Origin of the sequence: Pseudomonas sp. THAF187a (assembly GCF_009363395.1) — a bacterium.
GTDB lineage: Bacteria > Pseudomonadota > Gammaproteobacteria > Pseudomonadales > Pseudomonadaceae > Aquipseudomonas > Aquipseudomonas khazarica.
Genome location: NZ_CP045349.1, coordinates 4,021,571 through 4,048,187, shown reverse-complemented (window position 1 = coordinate 4,048,187; position 26,617 = coordinate 4,021,571). Strand labels below are relative to the sequence as shown.

Here is a 26,617-nt window from a genome sequence, read left to right as displayed (position 1 = left end):
TTCGGTCAGCCGGCTTGCAGCTGGCTCAACCAGTCGGCGATATCGCGAATCTCCTCCGGCAGTACCTCGTGCGCCATCGGATAGTCGCGCCATTGCACCGGCACCCCGCAGGCGTGCAGGCGATCATGCGCGGCGCGTCCCATGTCGGGCGTCACCACGTCATCGAATTTGCCATGCAAACACAGCACCGGCAGTTGTCTTTTTGTATCCGTCAGCTGCATTTCATCGCTGAAGGTCGGGGCGTAGGTCGACAGCGCCAGCACGCCGCCGAGGGTTTCGGCGTAGCGCAGGAAGGCGGTATGCAGCACCACCGCTCCGCCCTGGGAGAAGCCGGCCAGGACGATGCGCTCGGCGGCGATGCCGCTGTCCCGCTCGGCTTCGATCAGGGCGATGACCTGGTCGGCGGAGGCCTCCAGTTGCGCCTGATCGATGGCGCGGGCCGGGCTCATGGCGAGGATGTCGTACCAGCTGGGCATGCTCCAGCCGCCATTGATGGTCACCGGGCGTGTGGGGGCCTGCGGCAGGATGAAACGGGTGGTTGCCAGCCGCTCCTGCAGCATCTCCGCGACCGGCAGGAAATCGTAGCGATCGGCCCCCAGCCCGTGCAGCCAGATCACACTGGCGTCGGCGGTTTGTGGGGGCTGCAGAATCATGGGTGCGGTCATTGGTAGCTCCAGTGTGGTGCGAGTGCCCGATGTTGGGGCGGCGCTATGTGCCAGTCTCGACTAATCTGTGAATAAGTTGTCGCAAGGGTGAACATTTTGCTCTTGACCCTTGTTCATCCTGCATTTTGCAGGCTGCTGGTACGGGGCTTGCTAAGGCAGATGTGGACTGACGATGCAGTGCGGCAAAGGTAACACTGTGCCATTGCCGACTGCTCAACAGGCAGGAATCTGCTGTGTGGGGTTCCTTAGTAGACCGTCCGGGTGGCACGCCGCCCAGGCGGATGACGATCCGTCTCTGGCCCGTTCAACCAATGGGCAGGGCAGGGGCAGTTGGCCAGCAGAGGGCATTGCCGACTAGACTCCCGCCTGACGTCCGAGTTTCTCGCCGACCTCGTTGCTGCCAGCGGGGCGTGCACCTCAAAAGGGTTGGGAAGCCGGACTGAGACTCCAACACAACAAGAGCAACTGGAGGTTTTTGATGAAGATGGTGAAATCCACCCTGGCTATGCTGACCACCGCTGCGGTGCTTGGCGTCAGTGGCTTCGCTCAGGCGGGCGCCACCCTGGACGCCGTACAGAAGAAAGGCTTCGTGCAGTGCGGTATCAGCGACGGTCTGCCGGGCTTCTCCTATGCAGATGAGAAAGGCAACTACCTGGGTCTGGACGTCGACGTCTGCCGCGCTGTTGCTGCCGCGGTCTTCGGTGACGCTACCAAGGTCAAGTACAGCCCGCTGACCGCCAAGGAGCGCTTCACCGCGCTGCAGTCGGGCGAGGTCGACATCCTGTCGCGCAACACCACCTGGACCAGCTCGCGCGACTCGGCGCTGGGCCTGAACTTCACTGGCACCAACTACTACGACGGCCAGGGCTTCCTGGTGAACAAGAAGCTGGGCGTTTCCAGTGCCAAGGAACTGGACGGCGCTACCGTCTGCATCCAGGCCGGTACCACCACCGAACTGAACCTCTCCGACTACTTCCGTGCCAACGGCATGAAGTACACCCCCATCACCTACGATACCTCCGACGAGAGCGCCAAGTCGGTCGAAGCCGGCCGTTGCGACGTGCTGACCTCCGACCAGTCGCAGCTGTACGCGCAGCGCATCAAGCTGGCCAACCCGGACGAGTACGTGGTACTGCCGGAAGTCATCTCCAAGGAACCGCTGGGCCCGGTCGTGCGCCAGGGTGACGAGGAGTGGTTCGACATCGTGCGCTGGACCCTGTTCGCCATGCTCAACGCCGAAGAACTGGGCGTGACCTCGGCCAACGTCGAAGAAACCGCCAAGACCACCAAGAACCCGGACGTCGCTCGTCTGCTGGGTGCCGAGGGTGAGTTCGGCAAGGACCTCAAGCTGCCGAAAGACTGGGCCGTGCAGATCGTCAAGCAGGTCGGTAACTACGGCGAGTCCTTCGACCGCAACGTGGGTGCCGGTAGCGAGCTGAAGATCGAGCGTGGTCTCAACGCCCTTTGGAACAAGGGTGGTCTGCAGTACGCACCGCCGGTGCGTTGACCGTCCACAGCGGCAGGCGGGAATCTGTTCATAGGCTCGCGCGCAGCAGCCTATGGACCGGTTCTCGGGGTCTGCCGCTGTCGTTTCCGCTGATGTGAACTCCGGCCGGCTTGCGTGCGGCCGGGGCTTCCAAGAGGGTTGTTATGCAAACGACTGCTAATGCCCCGCGCCCGCGAGGATCGTTCCTGAACGATCCGCAGGTGCGCGCGTGGCTGTTCCAGATCATCGCCGTTGTCGCTGTCGTGGCGCTCGGCTGGTTTCTCTTCCAGAACACCCAGGCCAACCTGGAGAAGCGCGGGATCATTTCCGGCTTCGCTTTCCTCAACAACAGTGCCGGCTTCGGCATCGCCCAGCACCTGATCGATTACACCGAGAGCGACAGCTACGTCCGCGTCTTCGTGATCGGGCTGCTCAACACCTTGCTGGTCTCGGTCATCGGTATCGTGCTGGCCTCCATTCTCGGGTTCCTGCTTGGCGTGGCGCGCCTGTCGCCGAACTGGCTGATCAACAAGCTGGCCACTGTCTACATCGAGATATTCCGCAACATCCCGCCGTTGCTGCAGATCCTCTTCTGGTATTTCGCCGTGTTCCTCGCCCTGCCTGGTCCCCGGCAGAGTCTGGATCTGGGTGAAACCTTCTTTCTCAACAGCCGTGGCCTCTACCTGCCTGCGCCGAGCCCGTCGGAGAACTTCGGGCTGTTCGCCGTGGTGCTGCTGGCGACCATCGTCGGCATCGTCGCTCTCGGCCGCTGGGCCAAGAAGCGGCGTGAGGCCACCGGCCAGATATTCCCGCTGCTGTGGACCTCGCTGGCGCTGATCGTGGTGCTTCCCGGCCTGGCCGTGCTCGTCGGCGGCAATCCGCTGCAATGGAGCGTGCCGCAGCTGGCTGGTTTCAACTTCCGTGGCGGCTGGGTGATGATCCCCGAGCTGATGGCGTTGACCCTGGCACTGACCATCTACACCGCCGCCTTCATCGCCGAGAACGTGCGCTCCGGGATCATGGCCGTCAGCCATGGCCAGACCGAGGCCGCCCGCTCGCTGGGGCTGCGTCCGGGCATCACCCTGCGCCTGGTGATCATCCCGCAGGCCCTGCGGGTGATCGTCCCGCCGCTGACCAGCCAGTACCTGAACCTGGCGAAGAACTCGTCGCTGGCCGCCGGTATCGGCTATCCGGACATGGTCTCGCTGTTCGCCGGCACGGTGCTCAATCAGACCGGCCAGGCCATCGAGGTGATCGCCATCACCATGAGCGTCTACCTCGCCATCAGCATCAGCATTTCCCTGCTGATGAACTGGTACAACAAGCGCATCGCGCTGACCGAGCGGTAAGGAGCAGCCATGCAATCCCATACTTTCAAACCGGACCTGCCGCCGCCGCGCATGAGCGTTGGCGTGCTGGGCTGGCTCAAGGCGAACCTGTTCTCCAACTGGTTCAACAGCCTGTTGACCGTCTTCGCGATCTACCTGATCTGGCTGGTGGTGCCGCCGCTGCTGCAGTGGGCGATCATCGATGCCAACTGGGTCGGCAGCACCCGCGCCGATTGCACCCAGGAGGGCGCCTGCTGGGTGTTCATCCAGCAGCGCTTCGGCCAGTTCATGTACGGCTTCTACCCCAGCGAACTGCGCTGGCGCGTGGACACCACCCTGTGGCTGGCAATCGTCGGCGCGGCGCCGCTGTTCGTTCCGCAGATGCCGCGCAAGGCGCTGTACGGCCTGGCGTTCCTGGTGCTCTATCCGCTCATCGCCTGGAGCCTGCTGCATGGCGGCGTGTTCGGCCTGAGCGTGGTCGCCACCAGCCAGTGGGGCGGCCTGATGCTGACGCTGGTGATCGCCTCCGTCGGCATCACCGGGGCGTTGCCGCTGGGCATCCTGCTGGCGCTGGGGCGACGCTCCAACCTGCCGGCGATCAAGGTCATCTGCGTCACCTTCATCGAGTTCTGGCGCGGTGTGCCGCTGATTACCGTGCTGTTCATGTCCTCGGTGATGCTGCCGCTGTTCCTGCCCGAGGGCATGCACTTCGACAAGCTGATGCGCGCCCTGATCGGGGTGATCCTGTTCCAGTCCGCCTACATCGCCGAAGTGGTGCGTGGCGGTCTGCAGGCCATTCCCAAGGGCCAGTACGAGGCCGCTGCGGCCATGGGCCTGGGCTACTGGCGGATGATGGGCCTGGTGATTCTGCCGCAGGCGCTCAAGCTGGTGATACCGGGCATCGTCAACGTGTTCATCGCCCTGTTCAAGGACACCAGCCTGGTGATCATCATCGGCCTGTTCGACCTGCTCAACAGCATCAAGCAGGCGACCACCGATCCGGCCTGGCTAGGCATGGCCACCGAAGGCTATGTGTTCGCCGCACTGATTTTCTGGATTTTCTGTTTCGGCATGTCCCGCTACTCCCAGCGACTGGAGAGGAAGCTGGATACCGGCCACAAGCGTTAGGAGCTGATCAGTATCTGCTGCGCGTCGGTCAGGCGGCGTTGAAAACGGTCCCGGAATGCTCAGGTACACCAGTACGCTGCGCGTCCTCACCTGTTTTCGCCTTGCCTGGCTGCAGCGCCAAATCCTGAATCGGTCCCTCGAGAGGAGTGAATTATGAGTGAAGCAGTCAAGCAACCCAGCGCCGAGCCGATGATCCTGCTGCAGGGCGTGAACAAGTGGTACGGCCAGTTCCACGTGCTCAAGGACATCAACCTGAGCGTGCAGGCGGGTGAGCGTATCGTGCTGTGCGGGCCTTCCGGCTCGGGCAAGTCGACCACCATCCGCTGCATCAACCGCCTGGAGGAGCACCAGCAGGGGCGCATCGTGGTCGATGGCACCGAGCTGACCGGTGACCTCAAGCACATCGAGGCGATTCGTCGCGAGGTGGGCATGGTGTTCCAGCACTTCAACCTGTTCCCGCACCTGACCGTGCTGCAGAACTGCACCCTGGCGCCGATGTGGGTGCGCAAGATGCCCAAGCGCCAGGCCGAGGACGTCGCCATGCACTTCCTCGAGCGCGTGCGTATCCCCGAGCAGGCGGGCAAGTACCCGGGACAGCTCTCCGGCGGCCAGCAGCAGCGTGTGGCGATCGCCCGTGCGCTGTGCATGAAGCCGAAGATCATGCTGTTCGACGAACCCACCTCGGCGCTGGACCCGGAAATGGTCAAGGAAGTGCTCGACACCATGATCGGTCTGGCCGAAGACGGCATGACCATGCTCTGCGTGACCCACGAGATGGGCTTCGCCCGTACCGTGGCCAACCGGGTGATCTTCATGGACAAGGGCGAGATCGTCGAACAGGCCGATCCGGATACCTTCTTCACCAACCCGCAGAACGAGCGTACCCAGCTGTTCCTCAGCCAGATCCTGCACTGAGCCAGCGCCACGCGATTCATCAGGGAGCCTGCGGGCTCCCTTTTTCGTGGTCGCCCGGCGGGCGGGTCAGCTGCTGCGCCGCAGGCGTTTGCGGAACGCGCCGGGCGTTTCGCCGCACAGTTGCTTGAAGCGCTTGGCGAAGGTCGCGCGATCACTGAAACCGACCTGACAGGCGACCTGCTCCAGCGACTGCGTCGACTCGGCCAGTGCCTGCTGCGCCTGGCTGATGCGCAGGCGTTGCAGGTATTCGCCCGGGGTCATCCCGGTGGCCAGGCGGAAGCGGCGCAGCAGGGTGCGCGAGGAGCAGTGCGCCTGCCGGGCGAGGCGGGGCAGGTCGAGTGCCTCGGCATGGTGTTCGCGCAGCCACTGCAGCAGCGGCGCCAGCGTTCGGTCTTCGCTGTGCGGCAGCAGCGGGGCGAAGCGGGTCTGCGTGCCGCGCTGGCGTTCGATCACCATGGCGGCGGCCACCTGCTGGGCCAGCCATTCACCGGCGTGCAGGGCGATCATGTGCAGGCACAGGTCGAGTCCCGCCTGGGCGCCGCCCGAGCAGAACAGCGGGCCATCCTCGGTCAGCAGCAGATCGCTGCGCAGGTGCACCTGGGGGTAGTGTCTGGCGAAGGCATCCGCCAGCGCCCAGTGCGTGGTCGCCTGGCGCCCGTCGAGCAGGCCGGCGGCGGCCAGCAGGAAGGCGCTGCTGCACAGGCTGGCGACTTGCTGGCGGTCGCGGCGTGCCAGCCAGGGCAGCAGCCTGGCGTTGCTTTCCAGGGTCAGGCCGACCGCGCTGCCGGTGGCCGGCACGATCAGCAGGTCGGCCTGTTCCGCCAGCTCCAGTCCGCCATCGACCTGGATCTGGGCGAACTCCAGCTGCACGGGACGGGCATCGAGGCTGAAGCGCTGGAGCCTGAAGCAGGGCGCGGCTGCCAGGCGGTTGGCCAGGGCGAAGGCGTCCTGCGCCATGCTCAGGCTGGAGCAGATGGTCTGGGGGCAGACGTACAGCGCGATGCGCAGCATGGCGGTATCCGATGAAAAGGTTGGCGATTATTGACACAAAGTTGTCCTGATCGCCAATCGTCTTCAGAGCGGGCGACGCACAGACTAGGCTGCATTCATCAGCGATTCGCAGGAACGCCCATGAGCCACCCCAATGCCGAACTGATCCAGCGCTTCTACAGCGCCTTCCAGCGTCTCGACGCCGAGAGCATGGCCGGCTGCTACGCCGAGGACGTGCACTTCTCCGACCCCGTGTTCACCGATCTGCGAGGTGCGCAGGCGGGGGACATGTGGCGCATGCTGTGCAGCCGAGCCGAGGGCTTCTCGCTGGCCTTCGACGGGGTGGAGGCCGACGAGCATGGCGGCCGCGCGCGCTGGGTGGCCAGCTACCGCTTCAGCGCCACGGGGCGACAGGTGGTCAACCGTATCCAGGCGCGCTTCGTGTTCCGCGATGGCCTGATCGTCGAGCACCACGACCACTTCGATCTCTGGCGCTGGTCGCGCCAGGCGCTCGGCCTCAAGGGCCTGCTGCTGGGCTGGGCGGCGCCGGTCCAGGCGGCCATCAGACGACAGGCGGCACGTGGTCTGGAGCAGTTTCGCGCGTCGCGCTGAGGCGGGCGAAGGAACGCAGTGGTAGGCTAGCCGGTCTCAATTGCCAATAAAGCGTGCGCACACGGTGTGCTGCACCACCACTGCCCATCGAGACCTGCCGTGACCGAACTGATCGTTGCCGTTAAACAGGCCAAGGCCTGGGGGGTTCATGCCGTCACTGCCAGTGGCGTGATCCTCGCCCTGCTGGCCCTGCTCTCCGTACTCGATGGCCAGCCCAAGCAATGCCTGTTGTGGCTGGGCCTGGCCCTGCTGGTCGACGGCCTGGATGGTTCGCTGGCGCGGCGTTATGACGTCAAGAGCGTACTGCCACACTTCGATGGTTCGACCCTGGACCTGGTGATCGACTACCTGACGTACGTGTTCATTCCGGCGATCTTCCTCTACCGCTTCATCCCGTTGCCCGACTACACCCCGCTGTTCGCGGTCGGGCTGATCCTGCTGTCGTCGCTGTTCTGTTTCTGCAACCTGAACATGAAGAGCCAGGACAACTACTTCGTGGGTTTCCCGGCGGCCTGGAACGTGGTGGTGCTGTACTTCTACATCCTCGATGTGCACCCCTGGATCACCCTGGGCATGATCGTGCTGCTGGCCGCCCTGACCCTGACCAAGATGAAGTTCCTGCACCCCTTCCGGGTGCGCCAGTTCATGCCGCTGAACATCTTCGTGACCTTCGTCTGGATGCTTTCCAGCGCGCTGCTGATCCTGCAGTATCCGCACAACTCGGTGTGGGTACTGGGCCTGTGGTTCGCCGCCTCGACCTATTTCGTCGGCATGTGCCTGTGGCGCTCGGCGCGCGAATGGTTGCCGCGGCGCGCATGAGTGCCGCGACGGACAAGGCCTGGTTCGTCTACCTGGTACGCGCCGCCAACGGTGCCCTGTATTGCGGCATCAGCGATGACCCGCAGCGGCGTTTCGCCCAGCACCAGGCCGGCAAGGGTGCGCGTTTCTTCCATACCAGCCCGGCGCTGGCGCTGGCCTACGTCGAGGCCTGTGCCGGCAAGGGCGATGCCCTGCGTCGCGAGCGGGCGATCAAGCGCCTGAGCAAGGCGGCCAAGGAATCGCTCATTCTGGCCATTGATGGCGACGCATCAGCCCAATACGGTGTGCGCGACCCCCTGTCGCGGGTAAGCTGACGGCTTGGAGTCTTTTCAACGTCTGCGAGCCTGAGTCGCTGCCCGCGTCACATGGCGGAGAGAGCGCAGACCTTGAACGGGCATTCGGACCTGATACGGAGCGCCTCATGCACGAGTTGATTCTTCACCATTACCCCACTTCGCCGTTCGCCGAGAAAGCCCGCCTGATGCTGGGCTTCAAACAGCTGTCCTGGCGCTCGGTGATGATCCCTCCGCTGATGCCCAAGCCCGATCTCACCGCGCTGACCGGCGGCTACCGCAAGACCCCGGTGCTGCAGGTCGGTGCCGACATCTACTGCGATACCGCGCTGATTGCCCGTCGCCTCGAGGCCGAGAAAGCCGCACCGGCGCTGTTTCCCGAAGGGCAGGAGTTCAATGTCGGCCTGCTGGCCCAGTGGGCCGACTCGGTCCTGTTCCAGCATGCCGTGGCGCTGGTGTTCCAGCCCGAGTCCATGGCCCTGCGTTTCGCCAAGGTGCCGCCGGAATTCGCCAAGGCCTTCGCGGCCGACCGCAGCGCGCTGTTCTCCGGTGGCACGGCCACCCGCGTGCCGCTGGAGCAGGCCAGGCACCAGTGGCCGGCTCTGATGGGGCTGTTGCAGCAACAGCTGCAGCGCGAACAGGGCGACTTCCTCTTCGGCGAACCCTCGCATGCCGACTTCGCCGTGGCCCACTGCCTGTGGTTCCTGCGTGGTACCCCGGTGACCTCGCCGCTGGTCGACGACTACCCGGAAGTCGCCGCCTGGCTCGGCCGTGTGCTGGGCTTCGGGCATGGCTCGTTGAGCGAGATGAGCAGCGAGCAGGCCATCGCCATCGCCAGCGAGGCGAGCCCGGCGGCGCTGCCGGACGAGGCGTTCAGCGACCCCAACGGCTTCGTGCCCGGTCAGGCGGTGAGTATCGCGGCGGTGGACTATGGCGTCGATCCGGTGCAGGGCGAGCTGGTCTTCGCCGGGCGCGATGAGCTGATCCTGCGTCGTGAGGAGGAGCGCGCAGGCACCGTTCATGTGCATTTCCCGCGCCTGGGCTTCCGTATCGAAGCACGCTGATCGGTCGCAAGGATCGCGGCTAAGCCGCTCCCGCAGAAGCCCCTGCCACTGCCGTGGGAGGGGCTTTAGCCGCGACAGCTGCGGTCCTTGCCCTCCCTCAGCGCTGATCGGGCAACAGGAAGTTGCCCGGCCCGCTGTCTTCGAGCGTCGGCACCTCGGCCTCGTCCTTGAGGTCGACCCCCGAGAGCTGGCGCCGGCAGGCTTCGCGCATCAGGTACATCAGGCGGAAGGTGGCCATGCCGTAGCTCAGGCCCTCCAGACGCACGTTGGAGATGCAGTTGCGGTAGGCGTCGTTGAGGCCGACTTTCGGCCCGTAGGTGAAGTACAGCCCCAGGCTGTCCGGGGAGCTCAGCCCCGGCCGTTCGCCGATGAGGATCACCGTCATCTTCGCCCCGAGGCGTTCGCCGATCTCGTCCGCCACCGCGACCCGGCCTTGTTCGACCAGGGTGATCGGCGCCAGCGACCAGCCTTCTTCCAGTATCTGCTCCTGCAGACGATCGAGAAACGGCAGGCTGTGCCGCTGCACCGCCAGCGACGACAGGCCGTCGGCGATGACGATGGCCAGGTCGTAGCCCCGGCCGTGCTCTTCGGCATAGTCGACCAGCAGCTGGGCCGCGTCTTCGTGCAGGCGCCTGCCGAGGTCCGGGCGCTGCAGGTAGGTGTGGCGGTCGGCGGCGGCGCTGTGCAGCAGCAGGGTCGGCAGCTGGCGGTCGTGCAGCGCTTCGCGCAGGGCCGTGTGGTCGAACGGCAGGTGCACGGCGTCACGCGCCTGGGCGTGGGCGAACTGGAAATCCAGCTGGGCGCTGGTCGGCAGGCTGGTGCCGGCCCGGCCCAGGGCAATGCGCGCCGGTGTCAGCTGGCGCAGCTGCTGCCAGGGGTTTTCGGTAGCGGGGGACTTTTCGCTCATGACAACCTCGAATGATCAGGCCAGCTGGGCCAGGGCCTTGCGGAACGCCGGGGGCAACTCGTCGCCCATGCGCAGCTGCCCGCCCTGTTGCTGGAAGATGCCCATGCGTGCCAGCCACGCCTCGAACTCCGGCGCGGCGTGCAGGCCGAGGACCTTGCGCGCGTAGAGCGCGTCGTGGAACGAGGTGGTCTGGTAGTTGAGCATCACGTCGTCGGAGCCGGGAATGCCCATGATGAAGTTGATGCCGGCCGCGCCGAGCAGGGTCAGCAGCATGTCCATGTCGTCCTGGTCGGCCTCGGCATGGTTGGTGTAGCAGATGTCGCAACCCATCGGCACGCCGAGCAGCTTGCCGCAGAAGTGATCCTCCAGCCCGGCGCGGATGATCTGTTTGCCGTTGTACAGGTACTCCGGGCCGATGAAGCCGACCACGGTGTTGACCAGGAACGGATTGAAGTGACGGGCCACCGCATAGGCACGGGTCTCGCAGGTCTGCTGGTCGACGCCATGGTTGGCGTTGGCCGACAGCGCGCTGCCCTGGCCGGTCTCGAAGTACATCAGGTTGTTGCCCAGGGTGCCGCGCTTGAGGCTCAGGCCGGCTTCGTAGCCTTCCTGCAGCACCTTGAGGCTGACGCCGAAGCTGGCGTTGGCCGCCTCGGTGCCGGCGATGGACTGGAATACCAGGTCCAGCGGCGCACCGCGCTCGATGGCGGCGATGGAGCTGGTGACGTGGGTCAGCACGCAGGACTGGGTGGGAATCTCGTAGCGCTGGATGACCGCATCGAGCATCTCCAGCAGGGTGCACACCGCGCTCATGCTATCGGTGGCCGGGTTGATGCCGATCATGGCATCGCCGTTGCCGTAGAGCAGGCCGTCGACCACGCTGGCGGCGATGCCGGCCGGGTCGTCGGTCGGGTGGTTGGGCTGCAGGCGCGTGGACATGCGCCCGCGCAGCCCCTGGGTGTTGCGAAAACGGGTGACCACGCGGGTCTTCTGCGCCACCAGCACCAGGTCCTGCACGCGCATGATCTTCGATACCGCGGCGACCATCTCCGGCGTCAGCCCTGTTGCCAGGGCGGTGAGGGCGGCTTCGTCGGCGGCGTCGCTGAGCAGCCAGTCACGCAGACCGCCGACCGTGAGGTGGCTGACCGGGGCGAAGGCTGCGCTGTCGTGGCTGTCGATGATCAGCCGGGTGACCTCGTCCTGCTCGTAGGGAATCAGCGCCTCCTGCAGGAAATGCTTGAGCGGCACCTCGGCCAGGGTCATCTGTGCGGCGGCGCGCTCGGCGTCGCTGCTGGCGGCGACGCCGGCCAGGTAGTCGCCGGAGCGCGCCGGGGTGGCCTTGGCCATCAGCTCGCGAAGGCTGTCGAAGCTCCAGGTCATGCTGGCGATGGTATAGGTGAAGCGGGCCATGCAAATCCTCCTGTCGCGGCCGCCCGTGGGCGGCCGCTTGAGCCTGTCAGCGCAGCGAACGTTCGGCGGCCTGGATGGCGGCGAACTCTTCCTCCGGTGTGCCGGACACCAGATGATGACGGCTGTACAAGGCGAAATAGGCGATGAACAGAGCGTAGATGACTGCCGCACCGATCACGACCCGTGGATCGACCAGGAAACCGGCGACCAGTGCCACCGCCGCCAGTACCAGCGCGACCGATGAAGTCAGCACTCCACCGGGCGTACGGTACGGACGCGGCATGTCCGGGCGGCGGATGCGCAGGGTGATGTGCGCAGCCATCATCAGCACGTAGGAGATGGTCGCGCCGAACACCGCTACCAGGATCAGCAGGTCGCCCTGGCCGCTCAATGACAAACCAAAGCCGATAATTCCAGGCACGATCAGTGCCAACACCGGCGCCTTGTTGCGGTTGGTCAGCGACAGGCTGCGTGGCAGGTAGCCCGCACGGGAGAGGGCGAAGATCTGCCGCGAGTAGGCGTAGATGATCGAGAAGAAGCTGGCGACCAGACCGGCCAGGCCGACCAGGTTGACGAACTGGCTCATCCAGGTGGAACCGCCGTAGACCTTCTCCAGCGCCTCGACCAGCGGGTTGCCCGAGGCCATCAGCGCCTGGGCACCAGCACCGCCCGGGCCGACCAGCAGGATCAGGCCGGCGAAGGCCAGCAGCACCAGCATGGCGCCGATCAGGCCACGCGGCAGGTCGCGTTTCGGGTTCTTGGTTTCCTCGGCGGCCAGCGGCACGCCCTCGACCGCGAGGAAGAACCAGATGGCGTAGGGCAGGGCGGCCCAGATGCCCAGGTAGCCGAACGGCAGGAAGGTGCTGGCGCCGGTCGCCTCGGTGGCGGGGATGTCGAACAGGTTGGCCAGCTGGAAGTGCGGCACCATGGCGACGATGAACACACCCAGGGCGATGGCCGCCACGGCGGTGATGACGAACATCAGCTTCAGCGCCTCGCCGGCACCGAGCACATGGATGCCGATGAAGACCACGTAGAAGGCCAGGTAGACCACCCAGCCGCCGATGCCGAACAGCGACTCGCAGTAGGCACCGATGAAGCAGGCGATGGCAGCGGGGGCGATGGCGTACTCGATGAGAATCGCCGTGCCGGTGAGAAAACCACCCCAGGGACCGAACGCGGTACGGGTGAAACCGTAGCCGCCGCCGGCCGTGGGGATCATCGACGACAGCTCGGCCAGCGAGAAGCACATGCACAGGTACATGGTCGCCATCAGCAGCGTGGCGACGAACATGCCGCCCCAGCCGCCCTGGGCCAGGCCGAAGTTCCAGCCGGCGTAGTCGCCGGAGATCACGTAGGCCACGCCCAGGCCGATCAGCAGGATCCAGCCGGCGGCGCCCTGTTTCAGCTGGCGGCTGGCGAAGTAGTCGGCGCTGACCGCTTCCGTTTCCACGCCGCCTGCCGAGGCAGGCGTGGCAAGGGTTTCTTTGCTCATTGAGGTAACTCCTTGGCACCCCGTGACGCGGTCACGGGGTGAGGTTGTCGGGGGAATGGCAGATCAGAAGAACCCCAGCGGATTGATGTCGTAGCTGACCAGCAGGTTCTTGGTCTGCTGGTAGTGATCGAGCATCATCTTGTGGGTCTCACGCCCGACCCCGGACTTCTTGTAGCCGCCGAAGGCAGCATGCGCCGGGTACAGGTGGTAGCAGTTGGTCCATACGCGGCCCGCCTTGATCGCGCGACCCATGCGGTAGGCGACGTTCATGTCGCGGCTCCACACGCCGGCGCCCAGGCCGAACTCGGTGTCGTTGGCGATGGCCAGCGCCTCGGCCTCGTCCTTGAAGGTGGTGACGCCGATCACCGGGCCGAAGATCTCCTCCTGGAACACGCGCATCTCGTTGCTGCCCTTGAGCAGCGTCGGCTGGATGTAATAGCCGCTGGCCAGGTCGCCCTCCAGGCGCTCGGCCGCCCCGCCGGTGAGCACCTGGGCGCCCTCCTGCTGGGCGATCTCCAGGTAGCTGAGGATCTTGTCGAACTGCTGCTGCGAGGCCTGGGCGCCGACCATGGTGTCGGTGTCCAGCGGGTTGCCGCGCTTGATCTGCTTGACCTTCTTCATCACCTCGGCCATGAACGGCTCGTAGATCGACTCCTGCACCAGCGCGCGCGACGGGCAGGTGCACACCTCGCCCTGGTTGAAGAAGCCCAGCACCAGGCCCTCGGCGGCCTTCTCGATGAAGGCCGGCTCGGCGTTCATGATGTCGGCGAAGAAGATGTTCGGCGACTTGCCGCCCAACTCGACGGTGGACGGGATGATGTTCTCGGCCGCGCACTTGAGGATGTGCGAGCCGACCGGGGTGGAGCCGGTGAAGGCGATCTTGGCGATGCGCTTGCTGGTGGCCAGCGCTTCACCGGCTTCGCGGCCGAAGCCCTGGACGATGTTGAGCACGCCGGGCGGCAGCAGGTCGCCGACGAGTTCGGCCAGCAGGGTGATCGACAGCGGGGTCTGCTCGGCCGGCTTGAGCACGATGGCGTTGCCGGCGGCCAGGGCCGGTGCCAGCTTCCAGGCGGCCATCAGCAGCGGGAAGTTCCACGGGATGATCTGCCCGACCACGCCCAGCGGCTCGTGGAAGTGATAGGCCACGGTGCCGTCGTTGATCTCGGCGGTGCTGCCTTCCTGGGCGCGGATGCAGCCGGCGAAGTAGCGGAAGTGGTCGGCAGCCAGCGGCACGTCGGCGTTGAGGGTTTCGCGCACGGCCTTGCCGTTGTCCCAGGTCTCGGCCACGGCCAGCAGTTCGAGGTTGGCTTCGATGCGGTCGGCGATCTTCAGCAGGATGTGCGAACGCTCCTGCACGCTGGTGCGGCCCCAGGCATCGGCGGCGGCATGGGCGGCGTCCAGCGCCTTGTCGATGTCGGCGGCGTTGGAGCGGGGGAATTCGGCGATCACCGAGCCGTCGACCGGGCTGGTGTTGCTGAAGTACTGGCCGCTGAGCGGGGCGACGAATTCACCACCGATGTAGTTGCCGTAGCGCGGCTTGAGGGTGACGACGGCGCCTGGGGTACCGGGTTTGGCATAGAGCATGAGCGTTCTCCGAAACGATGTTGTTCTAGTTGTGCGTAGCAGGTGAGCTGGGATGTCCAGCCAGGGGTGCGGCTCGGATCGAGCGACAGCGAACCCTGGGGCTCGGACCGATCATGAGCCGATTTCATCTGCGCAACTTGACCGCAAGGGCGAGGTGCTGTCGTGCAAAGTCAACTTCGTCTGCCGCTGGCGGGGCGTGTCGCAATGGGTCAACTCGGCCGCCTTGTTTTGGTGCGAGTGTTTCAAAACGACTCACTCGCCAGGCATGGCGCTGCCCTTTGATGTCGCGTCGAGGCTGGAAACGCCTGGCTGGCTGCCTCAGGGTGGTGCGGCGTGTTTCTTGCTTTCGAACAGCCATTGTCACGAAGGAGGACCTGATGAGTTCCTTTCTCTCTCAGGCCGGCGCTACGCTCGGTGCCTCGCTCTTGTCCGGTGCCCCGGCCAATGCCGGTGTGCTGGCAGCGGCGGCGAGCGGCCTGTGTGGATTCATCGAAAAGCACGGCGGTGATCCGGATCGCATTCTCGGCGTATCCGGCATCGACCCCGAGTGCCTGCGCCACCCGACCCTGAGCCTGGCGCTGCCCAACTACTGCCAGGTGCTGGAGGAGGCCGCGCACCAGTCCGGCTGCGACAACTTCGGTCTGTACTACGGTCAGCAGTTCAAGCCCCAGGCCCTCGGCCTGCTGGGCTACATCGGGCTGTGCTCGGCCACGCTCGAACAGGCGCTGATCAACTTCGCGCGGGCCTTCCCGCTGCATCAGCGCAACAGCCTGATTCGCCTGGTCGACGAGGGCGAGTGCTACCGCTTCGACTATCAGGTGCGCCATGGCGCCATTCTCAGTCGGCGGCAGGACGCCGAGTTGACCCTGGGCATGGTGCTCAACCTGGTGCGTCATGTGCTCGGCAGCCAATGGGCGCCGCGCGCCGTGCATTTCGAGCACCCGCGACCGGAGTGCTGGCACGAGCACTGTAAGGTGTTCGATGCGCCGGTGTACTTCGAGCAGCCATTCAACTCGCTGCTGATTCCCAAGCGCGGCCTGAACCGTGCCATGCCGGACAGCGATTCGGTGCTGCTGATGGTGATGCAGGATTCGCTGAACCAGATCAGCAGCCTGTGCGGCCGTGGCGAGCGGGACATGGTCAACGATGTACGCGAGCAGATCCGTCAGCGCCTGCTGTACGGCGAGCCGGCGCTGGATGAGGTGGCCGAGCTGCTGGGCATGACCAGCTGGTCCCTGCAGCGGCGCCTGCGCGAGCAGGGCCTGAGTTTCTCGCAACTGGTGGACAACGTGCGCCGCGAACTGGCCAACCGTTATCTGCGTGAGCCGCAGCTGCCGATCTCGCAGCTGGCCCTGTTGCTCGGCTATTCGGAAACCAGCGCGTTCTCGCGGGCCTTCCGCCGCTGGTTCGGCATCAGCCCGCGGCAGTGGCGGCGTGAAGGTGTCTGAGGCTCAGTAGGCCGCGCGGATGGCGCGCACGTCGTAGCCGTGGATGACCTGCCCGCGCATGTCGATCACCGGCACGCCGCGTCCGCCCAGGGCCTGGTAGGTGGCGCGGCCGGCGCTGTCCTTCTCGATATCCACTTCGCGATAGGCGATGCCATCGGCGGCGAACAGTTCGCGGGTCTTGGCGCAGTAGCCGCACCAGCTGGTGGCATAGAGCACGATCTCGCCGCTGGCGGTGCTGGCCTGTGGCGGATTGAGCCAGCGCTCGAGCTTGTCCCAGTGCTGGAACAGGGCCAGGGCGGCGAGAATCAGCAGGATCTTCTTCATCGGGACACGTCCTTGTGCGGGGTGGCGGCTTGCAATTGCGCCAGAGTAAAGGGTGGCGGGCGATCCGGCCACTGCAATTGCAGGCGCTCCAGCTCACGCGCCAGCAGGCTGGCCAGCAGCAGGTCGCGTAGCCAGCGCTTGTGCGCGGGGATCACGTACCAGGGCGCATCAGCGCTGTGGCTGGCACTGAGCAGGTCGCTCCAGCGGCGCTGGCGCTCTGCGAACTGGCGATGCGACTGCAGGTCGCTGCGCTTGAGCTTCCAGCGTTTCTCCGGTTTTTCCAGGCGTTGGCGCAGGCGCTGGTACTGCTCGTCCGCGTCGATCTGCAGGTAGCACTTGAGCACATGGATGCCGCGGGCAGGCAGCTGGCGCTCGAACGCCAGCAACTCGGCCAGACGCGTGGGCAGCTCGTCCTCGCCGCACAAACCGTCGAGCGGGTCGCAGATCAGCGCTTCGTAGTGGCTGCGGTTGAACACCCCGAGCATGCCCGGTGCCGGCAGGCGCTGGCGATAGCGCTCGAGGAAGTGTGCCTGGCGCTCCTGCGCGCTCGGCGCCTGGAAGCCGTGAATGCTCAGGCCCTGTGGGTTGCAGGCGCTCAGGACCCGGCGAATCACGCCGTCCTTGCCACTGCAGTCAGGCCCTTGCAGCACCAGCAGCAGCGCCTGGCGGCGATTAGCCCAGAGGCGTGTCTGTTGGTCCTGCAGCCAGGGCCGGAGTCTTGCCAGGCGGGCCTTGGCCGTATGCTTGTCGAGGCCGAAGGTACGCGCCGGGTCGCCTGCCAGCGGCGCCGCAACCTGGCAGCGGCAGCTCGCCAGTAGCGCGTCGCCTAGGCGCAGGTCCATCTCAGTCCTGGCGGCGCTTGAGCTGATCCTTCAGCTGGGTCGGCAGCTGGCGGATGATCAGCATGTCGCGGCCTTCGTCGTACTCCACCTTCGAGCCCAGCAGGTGCGCCTCGAAGCTGATCGACAGGCCTTCGGCGCGGCCGGTGAAGCGCTGGAACTGGCTGAGGGTGCGCTTGTCCGCCGGAAACTCCGGGGCCATGCCGTAATCCTTGTTGCGGATGTGCTCGTAGAAGGCCTTGGGACGCTCTTCATCGATCAGCCCGGAGAGCTCTTCCAGGGTGATCGGCTCGCCCATCTTGGCCTGGCCGCTGGCGTAGCCGACCAGTGTCTTGGTCTTCTCGCGGGCCTGCTCTTCGGGCAGGTCCTCGCTTTCCACGTAGTCGCTGAAGGCCTTGAGCAGGGTGCGCGTCTCGCCGGGGCCGTCGACGCCTTCCTGGCAGCCGATGAAGTCGCGGAAGTAGTCCGAGACCTTCTTGCCGTTCTTGCCCTTGATGAACGAGATGTACTGCTTGGACTGCTTGTTGTTCTGCCACTCGCTGATGTTGATGCGCGCGGCCAGGTGCAGCTGGCCGAGGTCCAGGTGCTTGGCCGGGGTCACGTCCAGTGCGTCGGTGACGGCCACGCCCTCGCTGTGATGCAGCAGGGCGATGGCCAGGTAGTCGGTCATGCCCTGCTGGTAATGGGCGAACAGCACGTGGCCGCCGGTGGACAGGTTGGACTCTTCCATCAGCTTCTGCAGCTGTTCCACGGCCTGGCGGCTGAAGGCGGTGAAGTCCTGCTCGCCATCGAGGTAGGCCTTGAGCCAGCCGCTGAAGGGGTAGGCGCCGGATTCCTCGTGGAACAGGCCCCAGGCCTTGCCCTGCTTGGCGTTGTAGCTCTCGTTGAGGTCGGCCAGGAGGTTCTCCATGGCTTGCGACGTGGCCAGCTCGCTGTCGCGGGCATGCAGCGCGGCGGGGCTGCCGTCGGGCTTCTTGTCGATCAGGTGGACGATGCAGTGACGGATCGGCATGGCGGTCTCGATGGGCAAATGAAACAGGCGCGCAGTTTACCCGAAGCGGGTGACGGATTCTGGTGCGGATGCATCGGTGCACGGTGCAGCCGCGTGGGGTGGATGTCGTCTTTTACATCCACCGCAGGGTGAGTCGACGCGGTGGATGCCGGGTTGTTCGTCCGACGTTGCCGGGCATGGTGGATCGATGGAGCGCGATCCACCCTACGGTCGGCGTAGGGTGGATGTCGCCTTTTACATCCACCGCAGGGCGAGTCGACGCGGTGGATGCCGGGCTGTTCGCCCGGCGTTGCCGGGCATGGTGGATCGATGAAGCGCGATCCACCCTACGGTCGGTGTAGGGTGGATGTCGCTTTTTACATCCACCATGGGTGAGTCGACGCGGTGGATGCCGGGCTGTCCGTCAGGCATTGCCGGGCATGGTGGATCGATGAAGCGCGATCCACCCTACGGTTGGCGGCGTTGTTGCAGGGTCTTCAGGCGCTCGACCACGTAGCGCACGTGCAGGTGCAGCTCGTACAGCTGGTTGGAGTAGGACAGCGGCACTTCCACCGCCGCCAGCTCGTCCTCCAGCTTCTCCAGGCGTTCGATCTCGCTGTCCAGCTCGTCCGGCAGCGAACCGGCGTGGAGCTTGCGGTCGATCTCGCGCAGGTACTTGTACCAGCGATAGATGCGCGCCCGGATACGCCACTGGTAGATCGGCCCGACGGCCTTGAACAGCGGGATCATCACCACGATCAGCGGGATCAGCAGGATGATGTAGCGGTCGGCCAGCGAGGCGATGCGAAACGGCAGGTAGCGCTGCAGGATCGGCAGGCCCTTGGCGTAGTAGTGTTCGGCATCCTTGTGCAGCTCGAAGGTGCGTGGTTCGGCGCTGGGATAGGCACCGGCGGTATCGAGCAGGGTGCCGTTCCTCATCACCTCGCGGCTGGCCTCGAGAAACAGCGGCACCAGCCCGGGGTTGAAGTCGTCGTTGACCACCAGGGTGGCCACCGGGGCCAGGGTGACGATGTCGCGGTCCGGTGCGTTGCTGGCCAGGTCGAGCAGGCCCTCGCCGACCGTCACCTGGTTGAAGAACGGCAGGCGCGCCTCGTAGGCCGCTGCGCGACGAAAGTGCGCCAGGGCGATATCGGGGTTGGCGGCCAGTTGCTGCACCAGGGCATTCTCCGCCGGGCCGACGAAGAACGCCGCGTCCAGCTCGCCGGCCAGCAGTGCGCGTGCGGCCTTGCCGCCGCCGATGTTCTGCCAGGTGTCGGGATACTGCTCGGGCAGGATCGCGTTGGCGCCGAGGATGGCGTCGCTGGCAGCGCGGGTGCCGCTGCCCTCGCCACCCAGGCCGAGCTTCAGCGGCAACAGGTCGGCGATGCGGTCCAGGCCGGTTTCACGGCGATAGAACAGCCAGAGCGGCTCCTGATAGATCGCCCCCAGGCTCTGCAGGCGGGTCTGCTCGTCCGGCGACAGTTGCCGCTCCAGGCCGCTTTGCACCAGGCCGATCTGCACGGCCGGGTCATCGGCCAGCAGGCGCTGCAGGTTGTCGCGCGAACCCGAGGTCGGCACCAGGCTGAGTTCGAAACCCTCCTTGGCCAGTTCTTCCTTGAGGCGTTCGGCGAACTGCTGGTAGGCCCCGCCCTGGGTACCGGTGGCCATGCTGGCGCTCATCGGCGGTGGCGGCGCGACGAACTGGAACAGCGCCCAGACCAGGCCGGCCACCACCGGGACGATCCACAGGTTGGCCAGGATCATGATCTTCAGGTCGTTGAGTACGCGGCGCATGGGGCTTCCTTGGGGCTGGGTTCAGGGTAAGGATAGAACCCCATGCGCCCCGAGGTCATCTGTAGCGCCGCTGGCCGGTAGCAATGCGGCTGACGGGCGTAGGGTGGACGACGCTTCACCCGTCCACCGACAGCGCCTTGCGTGAAAAGAGCGTTATCCACCCTGCGCCAGCGCCTTGTGCCTGTCGCGCAGGTGGCTCAACAGCAGCAGGACGGCAAACAGCGCCACGGCATACAGGGCGTCGCTGCTGAGCATCACCAGCACCGCGCTGCACAGCACTGCGCTGAGCCCGGCCAGCAGGCGCCAGATGCCATGCAGCAGGCTCCAGCCTGCGGCCATGCTGAGCAGGTAGATCAGCACGAAGTTGCCGTTGGCGTAGCGGATCAGGTCGTCCACCGACAGTTGCAGCACGGCCGAGAGCAGCGCACACAGCGCGCAACTGATCACGACCAGCAGCAAGGCCCGGCCGGGAACGCCATGGGCGTTGCGCACCGCCAGCCGGGCAGGCAGGCGGCCCTCGTCGGCCAGGCTCCAGATCAGGCGGGCGAAGCCCTGGATATACACGTTCATCGAGGCGAAGCAGGCCAGGTAGCCGAGCACCGCCACCAGCACGCGGGCGCGCTCGCCGAGCAGCTGCTCGAACAGCCGGGGCAGGGCGGTGGTGTCACTGTGCACGTCGCCGTAGGTGGCGAAGCTCAGGACCGCCACCGAACAGGCCCAGTACACCAGGCCGGCGAGCAGCACGCCGAGCAGCAAGGCCAGCGGGAAGTCCCGCTGCGGGTGTTTGAACTCCTCGCCCAGATGGGTGAAGGCCTCGATGCCGACGAAGCACCAGAACATCACCCCCAGCGCCGTCGGCAGCAGGTGCCACTGGCCGTCCAGCGCCGGCAACAGCGGCTGGTCGGCATGGGGCAGGTCGCCCATCCACCAGATCAGCGCCACGCTGGCGACGATGGCCACGGCGATCAGCCCCTGCAGCAGGCCCGAGGCCCTGGGCGGGCGCTGGCCGAGCAGGAGGATGGCGCCCAGGGTCGCCAGCTCGATGATCAGCAGGTCGCTGCGGTCGAGGTCGAACAGGGCCAGCCAGAAGCCACTGGCGATATGCAGGGCCGCCGGCAGGCCCACGGGCAGCACGGCGAGAAACAGCAGGGCGCTGACGCTCTCCATGCGCAGGCCGAAGGCGCGGCCGATCAGGTGCGGTGCCCCGCCCGCGTGGGGGAAGCGCTTGCCCAGCTGGGCGAAGGTGAATGCCACCGGCAGCACCAGAGCGATGAGCATCAGCCAGGCCCACAGCGACGCCTCGCCAGCGGCGGTGGCCGCCAGTGCCGGCACCACGAAGATGCCGGTGCCGAGCAGCGATGTGCTGAGCAGGGCAATGCCCTGCAGCAGGCCCAGCTCCTTGTTGAGTCGACTCATGGGGTATGCTCACGCCTTTGCAGATCCCGCTATGGTAGGCCGCCGCCTGATTACAGGCTGCCGCCTTTCACCGACGAAATGGCGGTTCTTCCCGTCAACCTGATTGCCGCTCGAGAAACACCGTGGACAAGTTCGATCGCCAGATCCTCGCTCTGCTGCGCAGCGACGCGCGCACCTCCGTCAGCCAGGTCGCCCGCGAGGTCAGTCTTTCCCGCTCGGCTGTCAGCGAGCGCATTCGCCATCTGGAACAGAGCGGCGTCATTCGCGGCTATCACGCCCAGGTCGCGGCGCCGGGTGAGGGTGGGGTCAAGGCCTTCCTCGAACTGTTCTACCAGAACGCCCGTTGCCAGGATTACGTCGAGCGCATGCGTGAATACCCGGAAATTCGCCACTGCAGCGGCATCAGCGGGGAAACCGACATGCTGGTGCTGGTCGAGGCGCCGAGCATGGCGCGCCTGAGCGAGGTCCGCGCGGCCATCGAGGCCTTCCCGCAGATGCAGCGGGTCAAGACCCACATCGTCGTGCAGGACTGGCCGCTATGAGCCTGCGCGTGCTGCACAGCTCCGACTGGCACCTGGGCCAGCACTTCATGGGCAAGACCCGCCAGGCCGAGCACCAGGCCTTCTGCGCCTGGCTGCTGGAGCAGGTGCGGACGCATGCCGTGGATGTGCTGCTGATCGCCGGTGACGTATTCGACACCGGTGCGCCGCCCAGCTACGCCCGCGAGCAGTACTACCGCCTGGTGGTCGAGCTGCGCGACGCCGGCTGCGCGCTGGTGGTCCTGGGTGGCAACCACGACTCGCCGGCCATGCTTGGCGAAAGCCGCAGCCTGCTGGCGCAGCTGGGCACCCAGGTGGTGCCGGCGGTGGGCCTCGACCTGGCCGAGCAGGTGCTGGTGCTGAATGATCGCCGCGGCCAGCCGGGCGCCATCCTCTGCGCCATCCCCTTCATTCGTCCGCGTGACGTGCTGGCCAGCCAGGCCGGGCAGAGCGCGCAGGACAAGCAGCAGTCGCTGCAACAGGCCATTGCCGCGCACTACCAGGCCCTGCACGCGCTGGCACTGGAGCGGCGCAACGAGATCGGGCAGCCCCTGCCGATCATCGCCACCGGCCACCTGACCACGGTCGGCGCCAGTGCCAGTGAGTCGGTGCGCGAGATCTACGTCGGCAGCCTGGAGGCCTTTCCCACCAGTGCTTTCCCGCCCGCCGACTACATCGCCCTGGGTCATATCCATCGGCCGCAGAAGGTCGGTGGCCTGGAGCATGTGCGCTACAGCGGTTCGCCGATCGCCCTGTCGTTCGATGAAACGCGCCAGCAGAAGGAAGTGCTGCTGCTGGAATTCGGCGAGGCCAGCCTGCAGTCGATCACGCCGCTGGCCGTGCCGGTGTTTCAACCCATGGCCAGCCTGCGCGGCTCGCTCAAGGAACTGGCCGGTGCCATCGCCGAGGTCGCTGCCCAGGGCACGGGCGAGCGGCCGGTGTGGCTGGAGGTGCAGGTCAGTACCGACGACTACCTCAGCGACCTGCAAGGCCGCATCAGCGCCCTCTGCGAGGGGCATGCCGTGGAAGTGCTGCGCATCCGTCGCGAGCGTGGCAACGCCAGTGCCAGCCTGGCCAGCGCCGCACGGGAGACGCTGGACGAATTGTCCGTCGAGGATGTCTTCGCCAGGCGCCTGCAACAGGAGGTACTGGACGAGGCGGACAGCCAGCGCCTGCTCGAGCGGTATCGCCAGGTGCTGGAGGCCGTGCAGGAACGCCAGGAGCGCTAGGCGCGTGGCGCGGCATTTTGCCCGACAGCGCTGGCCGCACGGGGCAAAGTCGCTATAGTGCACGCTCTTTCGATCTACCCGTGCTGCGAGGGTGGTGCCGAATGCGGGCGCAGGCTCGCTGGCCGCTGTCCTGCCGTAGCCGCCGCAACTGAAGGATCAGTGTGTGAAGTGTCTGGTGGTATTCGCCCATCCGCTGCAGGACAGCCTCTGTCGCCACCTGTGCGATGAAACCGTTGCGCACCTGGCGGGCAAGGGCTACGACATCGAGTTGCTGGACCTCTACGCCAGTGCCTTCGACCCACGGCTCAGCGAGGCCGAGCGGCAGAGCTACTACGCCGGCGCGTTCGACGCCGGGCAGCTGCAGGCCCAGCTGCGTCAGTTGCAGGCGGCGCAGTCGCTGGTGCTGGTCTTCCCCACCTGGTGGTTCGGCTTCCCGGCCATTCTCAAAGGCTGGTTCGACCGCGTCTGGGCGCCGGGCCATGCCTACCAGCATGCCGCCGATCTCGGTGCGATCACCCCGGGCCTGTTGCAGTTGCAGGAGGTGCGGGTGGTTACCACGCTGGGTTCGCCCTGGTGGGTCGACCTGTTCGTCTTGCGCCGGCCCGTCAGGCGGGTGCTCAAGCTCGCCCTGCTGGGGGCCTGTACCCGGGGCTGCAGCTTCCGGATGTTGTCGTTCTACCGCAGTGAGAAGGCCGACCGTGCGCGCGTCGACGCCTTCGTGAGGAAGATCAGGGCGCGTTTCTGAGCGCGCGGACGTGATGCGCCGGCCGTGATGCCGGCGCCTGGCAAGGAGAGTCGTGATGTTGCTACAGGCCAATGGGTTCTTGCTGCTGGGGGCGCTGCTGACGGCGCTGGCCGGCGTGCTGCACTTTGCCTGCATTTTCTGGGGGGCGCGGGGTTTCCAGGTGCTTGGCGCCGGTGAACAGCTGGTGGCGATGGCCGCACGGCGCCACTGGTATCCGCCGGTGGTAGCCTGCGCCATTGGCTGCGTGCTGTTGCTGTGGGCGCTGCTGACGCTGTCTGCCGCCGGCCTCGGCCCGCAGCTGGCGCTGGCGAAATGGGCGGTGCTGCTGATCACCCTGGTCTACCTCGGCCGGGCCCTGGCCTTTCCCTGGCTCAAGCGGGTGATCATCGGCAACAGCGAGCGCTTCTGGCACCTGAGTTCATTGCTCTGCCTGGGGCTGGCGGTGCTGCACGGCGTCGGCCTGGCCCAGGTCTGGCAGGCCGCCTAGGCGCTTCGACAGAGCGGAGAGCGGCGGGCATGTAGCGTTCGCCAAACCACAAGGAATACAGAGGTCGAGCATGCAACTGACGGAATACCGCGTCGTCACGGCGCACACCAGCGAGTACCCCGAGCCGATCCAGTTCGAGGCCGGCGCCCCGCTGACGCTGGGGGAAGTCTACGAGGGGCCGGAGGACTGGCAGGACTGGCGCTTCTGCCACACGCCGGGCCAGGCCGGCGGCTGGGTTCCGCAGCAGATCATCGAGGTGATCGCCGGCGACCGGGGCCGGGCGCGCGAGGACTATAGCGCCCGCGAGCTGGACGTCGTGGTGGGCGAGCGGGTGCTGGCGGGGCGACAACTGAATGGCTGGGCCTGGTGCCAGCGCAGCAGTGGCGACGCGTCGGGCTGGGTGCCGTTGGAAAATCTGCAGGCCGAGGGCGCCGCGCGATGAGCCGCCGACTGTCATCGACCGCGTTGTCCGCCGCTGGGCAGCGCCTGCATGAGCTGCCGTCATGAGCCATGCCTTGATCGCGCCGATGCTGGCCCATGTCGGTCTGGCCGGCTTTCTCTATGTGCTCCTGACCCTGGCGCGTGCGCCCAGTATCTGGGGCATCGGGCGGCGCGCCGATGGCTCGAACCCCTGGGCCGAGGTCGAGCCGCGCATCAGCGCCAACCTGTCCAACCAGTTCGAATGGCCGCTGCTGTTCTACGTCGCCTGCCTGCTGCTGATCCAGGCCGGCGTGCAGTCGCCGCTCGCGACCTGGCTGGCGTGGGGGTTCATCGGCGGGCGCCTGGCACACAGCCTGGTACAGATCGGCACCGGCAACGTGCGCCTGCGCGGCCTGGTGTTCACCCTCAACTTCCTGGCCGCGCTCGGGCTCTGGGCGTTGGTGCTGCAGCGCTATCTGCATGGCTAGCAACGAATCTCGCGGCCGACACTGGAGTCTGGACTGCGCGTGACGACGCCGATCCGGCAATAGCGATCTATGCTGTCGATGATGGCAAATGGACAGGGGTGCTAGGGTGCTGACGACACTGGCCCGGTTGCTGGACCCGCTGCATGGGGTGCCGGATGCGACCCGACAGCGTTTCGAGGACTGGTATCGCCAGGCGGCGATTCCACAGATTCGCTATGTCGCCTTCCTGACCATGGGGCTGTACCTGATCTACGCCGCCATCGAGCAGAATGTCGAAACCGATCAGCCCTTCGCACGCTTCATCGTGCATGCGCTGATGGTGCCGGGCGCCCTGCTGGCCACCGGACTGCTCAGCTTTCGACCCGGCCGGCAGACGCTGATGCTCGGCCTGTTGTCATGTGCGCCCATCGTGTCGGTGCTGTCGAATCTCTACTTCAACTTCGGCTCGTCACGTTTCGCGCTCTACGCGCCGGAAATCTACCTGAACCTGATGTGGACGTTCGCCATCTCGGGCCTGACCCTGAAGCGCGCGATGGCCACGGCACTGGTCTCGCTGTCGGCGATTCTCCTGGTCACCCTCGAACACTCGCTCACCCCGGGGCCGCAGCGCCTGCACCTGATCTGGATTCTCGCCTCGTTCTCCTTCGGGCTGCTCAGCGCCTTCCTGCTGGAGAAGGCGCACAAACGCATGTTCCTGCAGCAGGACAGCCTGGAACTGAGCGCCAGCCTCGACGGCCTGACCGGGCTGTGGAACCGCTCGCGCACCGAGGCGTTCCTCGCCGACGAGCAGGCCAGGGCCAACCGCTACGGCACGCCGTTCTCGGTGGTGCTGATCGACATCGACCATTTCAAGCACGTCAACGACACCTTCGGTCATGCGGTGGGCGACAGCGTGCTGCGCCAGTTCGCCACGCTGCTGCGCGAGAGCGTGCGCGCGGTGGACAAGGTCGGCCGCTTCGGGGGCGAGGAGTTTCTCATCGTCCTGCCGGAGATCGGCTCGCATCAGGCCGTGGCAGCCGTGCAGGCGCTGCGGCGGCGTATCCAGGCGTTCGCCTTCGACACCGTCGAGCGCAAGACCGCCAGCTTCGGTATCGCCGAATACCGCCCAGGCGAAACCCTGGAGGCACTGATGGCCCGGGCCGACAAGGCGATGTATCGGGCCAAGGCCAGCGGCCGCGACCGCGTCGAGGCGCTGTAGCGG

Annotated in this window: 27 protein-coding genes; 16 read left to right on the top strand and 11 right to left on the bottom strand. The window is 66.2% G+C overall.

What is annotated here, in order from left to right; genetic code table 11:
* Nucleotides 1-5: 5 nt before the first annotated feature.
* Nucleotides 6-665 (bottom strand): alpha/beta hydrolase, encoded by a 660-nt coding sequence (locus FIV02_RS18815; protein WP_037055996.1) that lies wholly within the window; start codon nucleotides 663-665, stop codon nucleotides 6-8.
* Between the two features lie 478 nt (nucleotides 666-1,143).
* Between FIV02_RS18815 and FIV02_RS18810 the strand changes: the two genes are divergently transcribed.
* From FIV02_RS18810 to FIV02_RS18795, 4 genes are all read left to right on the top strand, one after another.
* On the top strand, nucleotides 1,144-2,172 hold the full coding sequence (locus FIV02_RS18810) for an amino acid ABC transporter substrate-binding protein (protein WP_152489478.1): 1,029 nt from the start codon (nucleotides 1,144-1,146) through the stop codon (nucleotides 2,170-2,172).
* Nucleotides 2,173-2,315: 143 nt separating this feature from the next.
* On the top strand, nucleotides 2,316-3,500 hold the full coding sequence (locus FIV02_RS18805; protein ID WP_152489477.1) for an amino acid ABC transporter permease: 1,185 nt from the start codon (nucleotides 2,316-2,318) through the stop codon (nucleotides 3,498-3,500).
* A gap of 9 nt (nucleotides 3,501-3,509) precedes the next feature.
* Nucleotides 3,510-4,607, top strand: coding sequence for an amino acid ABC transporter permease (locus FIV02_RS18800; protein ID WP_047585072.1), 1,098 nt, complete (start codon nucleotides 3,510-3,512; stop codon nucleotides 4,605-4,607).
* Between the two features lie 153 nt (nucleotides 4,608-4,760).
* Entirely contained in the window at nucleotides 4,761-5,522 is a 762-nt protein-coding gene (locus FIV02_RS18795) for an amino acid ABC transporter ATP-binding protein (protein ID WP_152489476.1), read from the top strand.
* Nucleotides 5,523-5,588: 66 nt separating this feature from the next.
* Here FIV02_RS18795 and FIV02_RS18790 read toward each other — a convergent pair whose 3' ends face one another.
* On the bottom strand, nucleotides 5,589-6,533 hold the full coding sequence (locus tag FIV02_RS18790; RefSeq protein WP_152489475.1) for a GlxA family transcriptional regulator: 945 nt from the start codon (nucleotides 6,531-6,533) through the stop codon (nucleotides 5,589-5,591).
* Between the two features lie 120 nt (nucleotides 6,534-6,653).
* On the opposite strand from FIV02_RS18790, the gene FIV02_RS18785 reads away from it, so the two are divergent.
* From FIV02_RS18785 to FIV02_RS18770, 4 genes are all read left to right on the top strand, one after another.
* A complete protein-coding gene (locus tag FIV02_RS18785) occupies nucleotides 6,654-7,124 on the top strand; it encodes a nuclear transport factor 2 family protein (RefSeq protein WP_152489474.1) in 471 nt (156 codons plus the stop codon).
* 99 nt (nucleotides 7,125-7,223) lie between these two features.
* Nucleotides 7,224-7,943, top strand: a complete 720-nt coding sequence (pcsA, locus tag FIV02_RS18780) for a phosphatidylcholine synthase (RefSeq protein WP_152489473.1) — start codon at nucleotides 7,224-7,226, stop codon at nucleotides 7,941-7,943.
* Entirely contained in the window at nucleotides 7,940-8,257 is a 318-nt protein-coding gene (locus FIV02_RS18775) for a GIY-YIG nuclease family protein (RefSeq protein WP_152489472.1), read from the top strand. The genes pcsA and FIV02_RS18775 overlap by 4 nt, the downstream gene beginning before the upstream one ends.
* A 107-nt stretch (nucleotides 8,258-8,364) precedes the next feature.
* Nucleotides 8,365-9,300 carry a glutathione S-transferase family protein gene (locus tag FIV02_RS18770; protein ID WP_152489471.1) on the top strand — a complete coding sequence of 312 codons (936 nt, stop codon included), beginning with the start codon at nucleotides 8,365-8,367 and terminating at the stop codon, nucleotides 9,298-9,300.
* Nucleotides 9,301-9,397: 97 nt separating this feature from the next.
* On the opposite strand, the gene eutC is transcribed toward FIV02_RS18770, so the two are convergent.
* The 4 genes from eutC to FIV02_RS18750 all read right to left on the bottom strand — a co-directional run bounded on the left by eutC (nucleotide 9,398) and on the right by FIV02_RS18750 (nucleotide 14,696).
* Complete coding sequence (eutC, locus tag FIV02_RS18765; protein ID WP_152489470.1) at nucleotides 9,398-10,207, bottom strand: ethanolamine ammonia-lyase subunit EutC; 810 nt, start codon at nucleotides 10,205-10,207, stop codon at nucleotides 9,398-9,400.
* A 15-nt stretch (nucleotides 10,208-10,222) separates the two neighbouring features.
* On the bottom strand, nucleotides 10,223-11,617 hold the full coding sequence (locus FIV02_RS18760) for an ethanolamine ammonia-lyase subunit EutB (protein ID WP_152489469.1): 1,395 nt from the start codon (nucleotides 11,615-11,617) through the stop codon (nucleotides 10,223-10,225).
* 46 nt (nucleotides 11,618-11,663) lie between these two features.
* A complete protein-coding gene (eat, locus tag FIV02_RS18755) occupies nucleotides 11,664-13,112 on the bottom strand; it encodes an ethanolamine permease (RefSeq protein WP_037056018.1) in 1,449 nt (482 codons plus the stop codon).
* A gap of 63 nt (nucleotides 13,113-13,175) precedes the next feature.
* Nucleotides 13,176-14,696 (bottom strand): aldehyde dehydrogenase family protein, encoded by a 1,521-nt coding sequence (locus FIV02_RS18750; protein WP_150606385.1) that lies wholly within the window; start codon nucleotides 14,694-14,696, stop codon nucleotides 13,176-13,178.
* Between the two features lie 377 nt (nucleotides 14,697-15,073).
* Between FIV02_RS18750 and FIV02_RS18745 the strand changes: the two genes are divergently transcribed.
* Nucleotides 15,074-16,144 carry an AraC family transcriptional regulator gene (locus tag FIV02_RS18745; protein WP_152489468.1) on the top strand — a complete coding sequence of 357 codons (1,071 nt, stop codon included), beginning with the start codon at nucleotides 15,074-15,076 and terminating at the stop codon, nucleotides 16,142-16,144.
* 3 nt (nucleotides 16,145-16,147) lie between these two features.
* Here FIV02_RS18745 and FIV02_RS18740 read toward each other — a convergent pair whose 3' ends face one another.
* The 5 genes from FIV02_RS18740 to yjeH form a co-directional block, all read right to left on the bottom strand.
* On the bottom strand, nucleotides 16,148-16,468 hold the full coding sequence (locus FIV02_RS18740) for a glutaredoxin family protein (protein WP_037049770.1): 321 nt from the start codon (nucleotides 16,466-16,468) through the stop codon (nucleotides 16,148-16,150).
* Nucleotides 16,465-17,310 (bottom strand): polyphosphate kinase 2 family protein, encoded by an 846-nt coding sequence (locus FIV02_RS18735; protein ID WP_152489467.1) that lies wholly within the window; start codon nucleotides 17,308-17,310, stop codon nucleotides 16,465-16,467. The genes FIV02_RS18740 and FIV02_RS18735 overlap by 4 nt, the downstream gene beginning before the upstream one ends.
* Before the next feature lies 1 nt (nucleotide 17,311).
* A complete protein-coding gene (gene yejK / locus FIV02_RS18730; RefSeq protein ID WP_037049760.1) occupies nucleotides 17,312-18,319 on the bottom strand; it encodes a nucleoid-associated protein YejK in 1,008 nt (335 codons plus the stop codon).
* A gap of 447 nt (nucleotides 18,320-18,766) precedes the next feature.
* Complete coding sequence (locus FIV02_RS18725) at nucleotides 18,767-20,092, bottom strand: TAXI family TRAP transporter solute-binding subunit (protein ID WP_134676962.1); 1,326 nt, start codon at nucleotides 20,090-20,092, stop codon at nucleotides 18,767-18,769.
* Between the two features lie 153 nt (nucleotides 20,093-20,245).
* Nucleotides 20,246-21,508 (bottom strand): L-methionine/branched-chain amino acid transporter, encoded by a 1,263-nt coding sequence (gene yjeH, locus FIV02_RS18720; RefSeq protein ID WP_152489466.1) that lies wholly within the window; start codon nucleotides 21,506-21,508, stop codon nucleotides 20,246-20,248.
* A gap of 122 nt (nucleotides 21,509-21,630) precedes the next feature.
* Between yjeH and FIV02_RS18715 the strand changes: the two genes are divergently transcribed.
* The 7 genes from FIV02_RS18715 (at nucleotide 21,631) to FIV02_RS18685 (ending at nucleotide 26,614) form a co-directional block, all read left to right on the top strand.
* Nucleotides 21,631-22,050 (top strand): Lrp/AsnC family transcriptional regulator, encoded by a 420-nt coding sequence (locus FIV02_RS18715; RefSeq protein WP_152489465.1) that lies wholly within the window; start codon nucleotides 21,631-21,633, stop codon nucleotides 22,048-22,050.
* Nucleotides 22,047-23,276: an exonuclease subunit SbcD gene (gene sbcD, locus FIV02_RS18710; protein WP_152489464.1), complete on the top strand. Its 1,230-nt coding sequence runs from the start codon at nucleotides 22,047-22,049 to the stop codon at nucleotides 23,274-23,276. Before FIV02_RS18715 ends, sbcD begins: the two co-directional genes overlap by 4 nt.
* Nucleotides 23,277-23,439: 163 nt before the next feature.
* Nucleotides 23,440-24,021, top strand: coding sequence for an NAD(P)H-dependent oxidoreductase (locus FIV02_RS18705; RefSeq protein ID WP_047590335.1), 582 nt, complete (start codon nucleotides 23,440-23,442; stop codon nucleotides 24,019-24,021).
* 55 nt (nucleotides 24,022-24,076) lie between these two features.
* The gene (locus FIV02_RS18700; RefSeq protein WP_037049674.1) at nucleotides 24,077-24,508 is read left to right on the top strand and encodes a hypothetical protein; all 432 of its coding nucleotides are present in this window, start codon (nucleotides 24,077-24,079) and stop codon (nucleotides 24,506-24,508) included.
* Between the two features lie 70 nt (nucleotides 24,509-24,578).
* Entirely contained in the window at nucleotides 24,579-24,950 is a 372-nt protein-coding gene (locus tag FIV02_RS18695; RefSeq protein WP_152489463.1) for an SH3 domain-containing protein, read from the top strand.
* A gap of 61 nt (nucleotides 24,951-25,011) precedes the next feature.
* Nucleotides 25,012-25,416, top strand: a complete 405-nt coding sequence (locus FIV02_RS18690) for an MAPEG family protein (RefSeq protein ID WP_037049667.1) — start codon at nucleotides 25,012-25,014, stop codon at nucleotides 25,414-25,416.
* Nucleotides 25,417-25,522: 106 nt separating this feature from the next.
* Nucleotides 25,523-26,614 (top strand): diguanylate cyclase, encoded by a 1,092-nt coding sequence (locus tag FIV02_RS18685; protein ID WP_256662997.1) that lies wholly within the window; start codon nucleotides 25,523-25,525, stop codon nucleotides 26,612-26,614.
* Nucleotides 26,615-26,617: the final 3 nt, after the last annotated feature.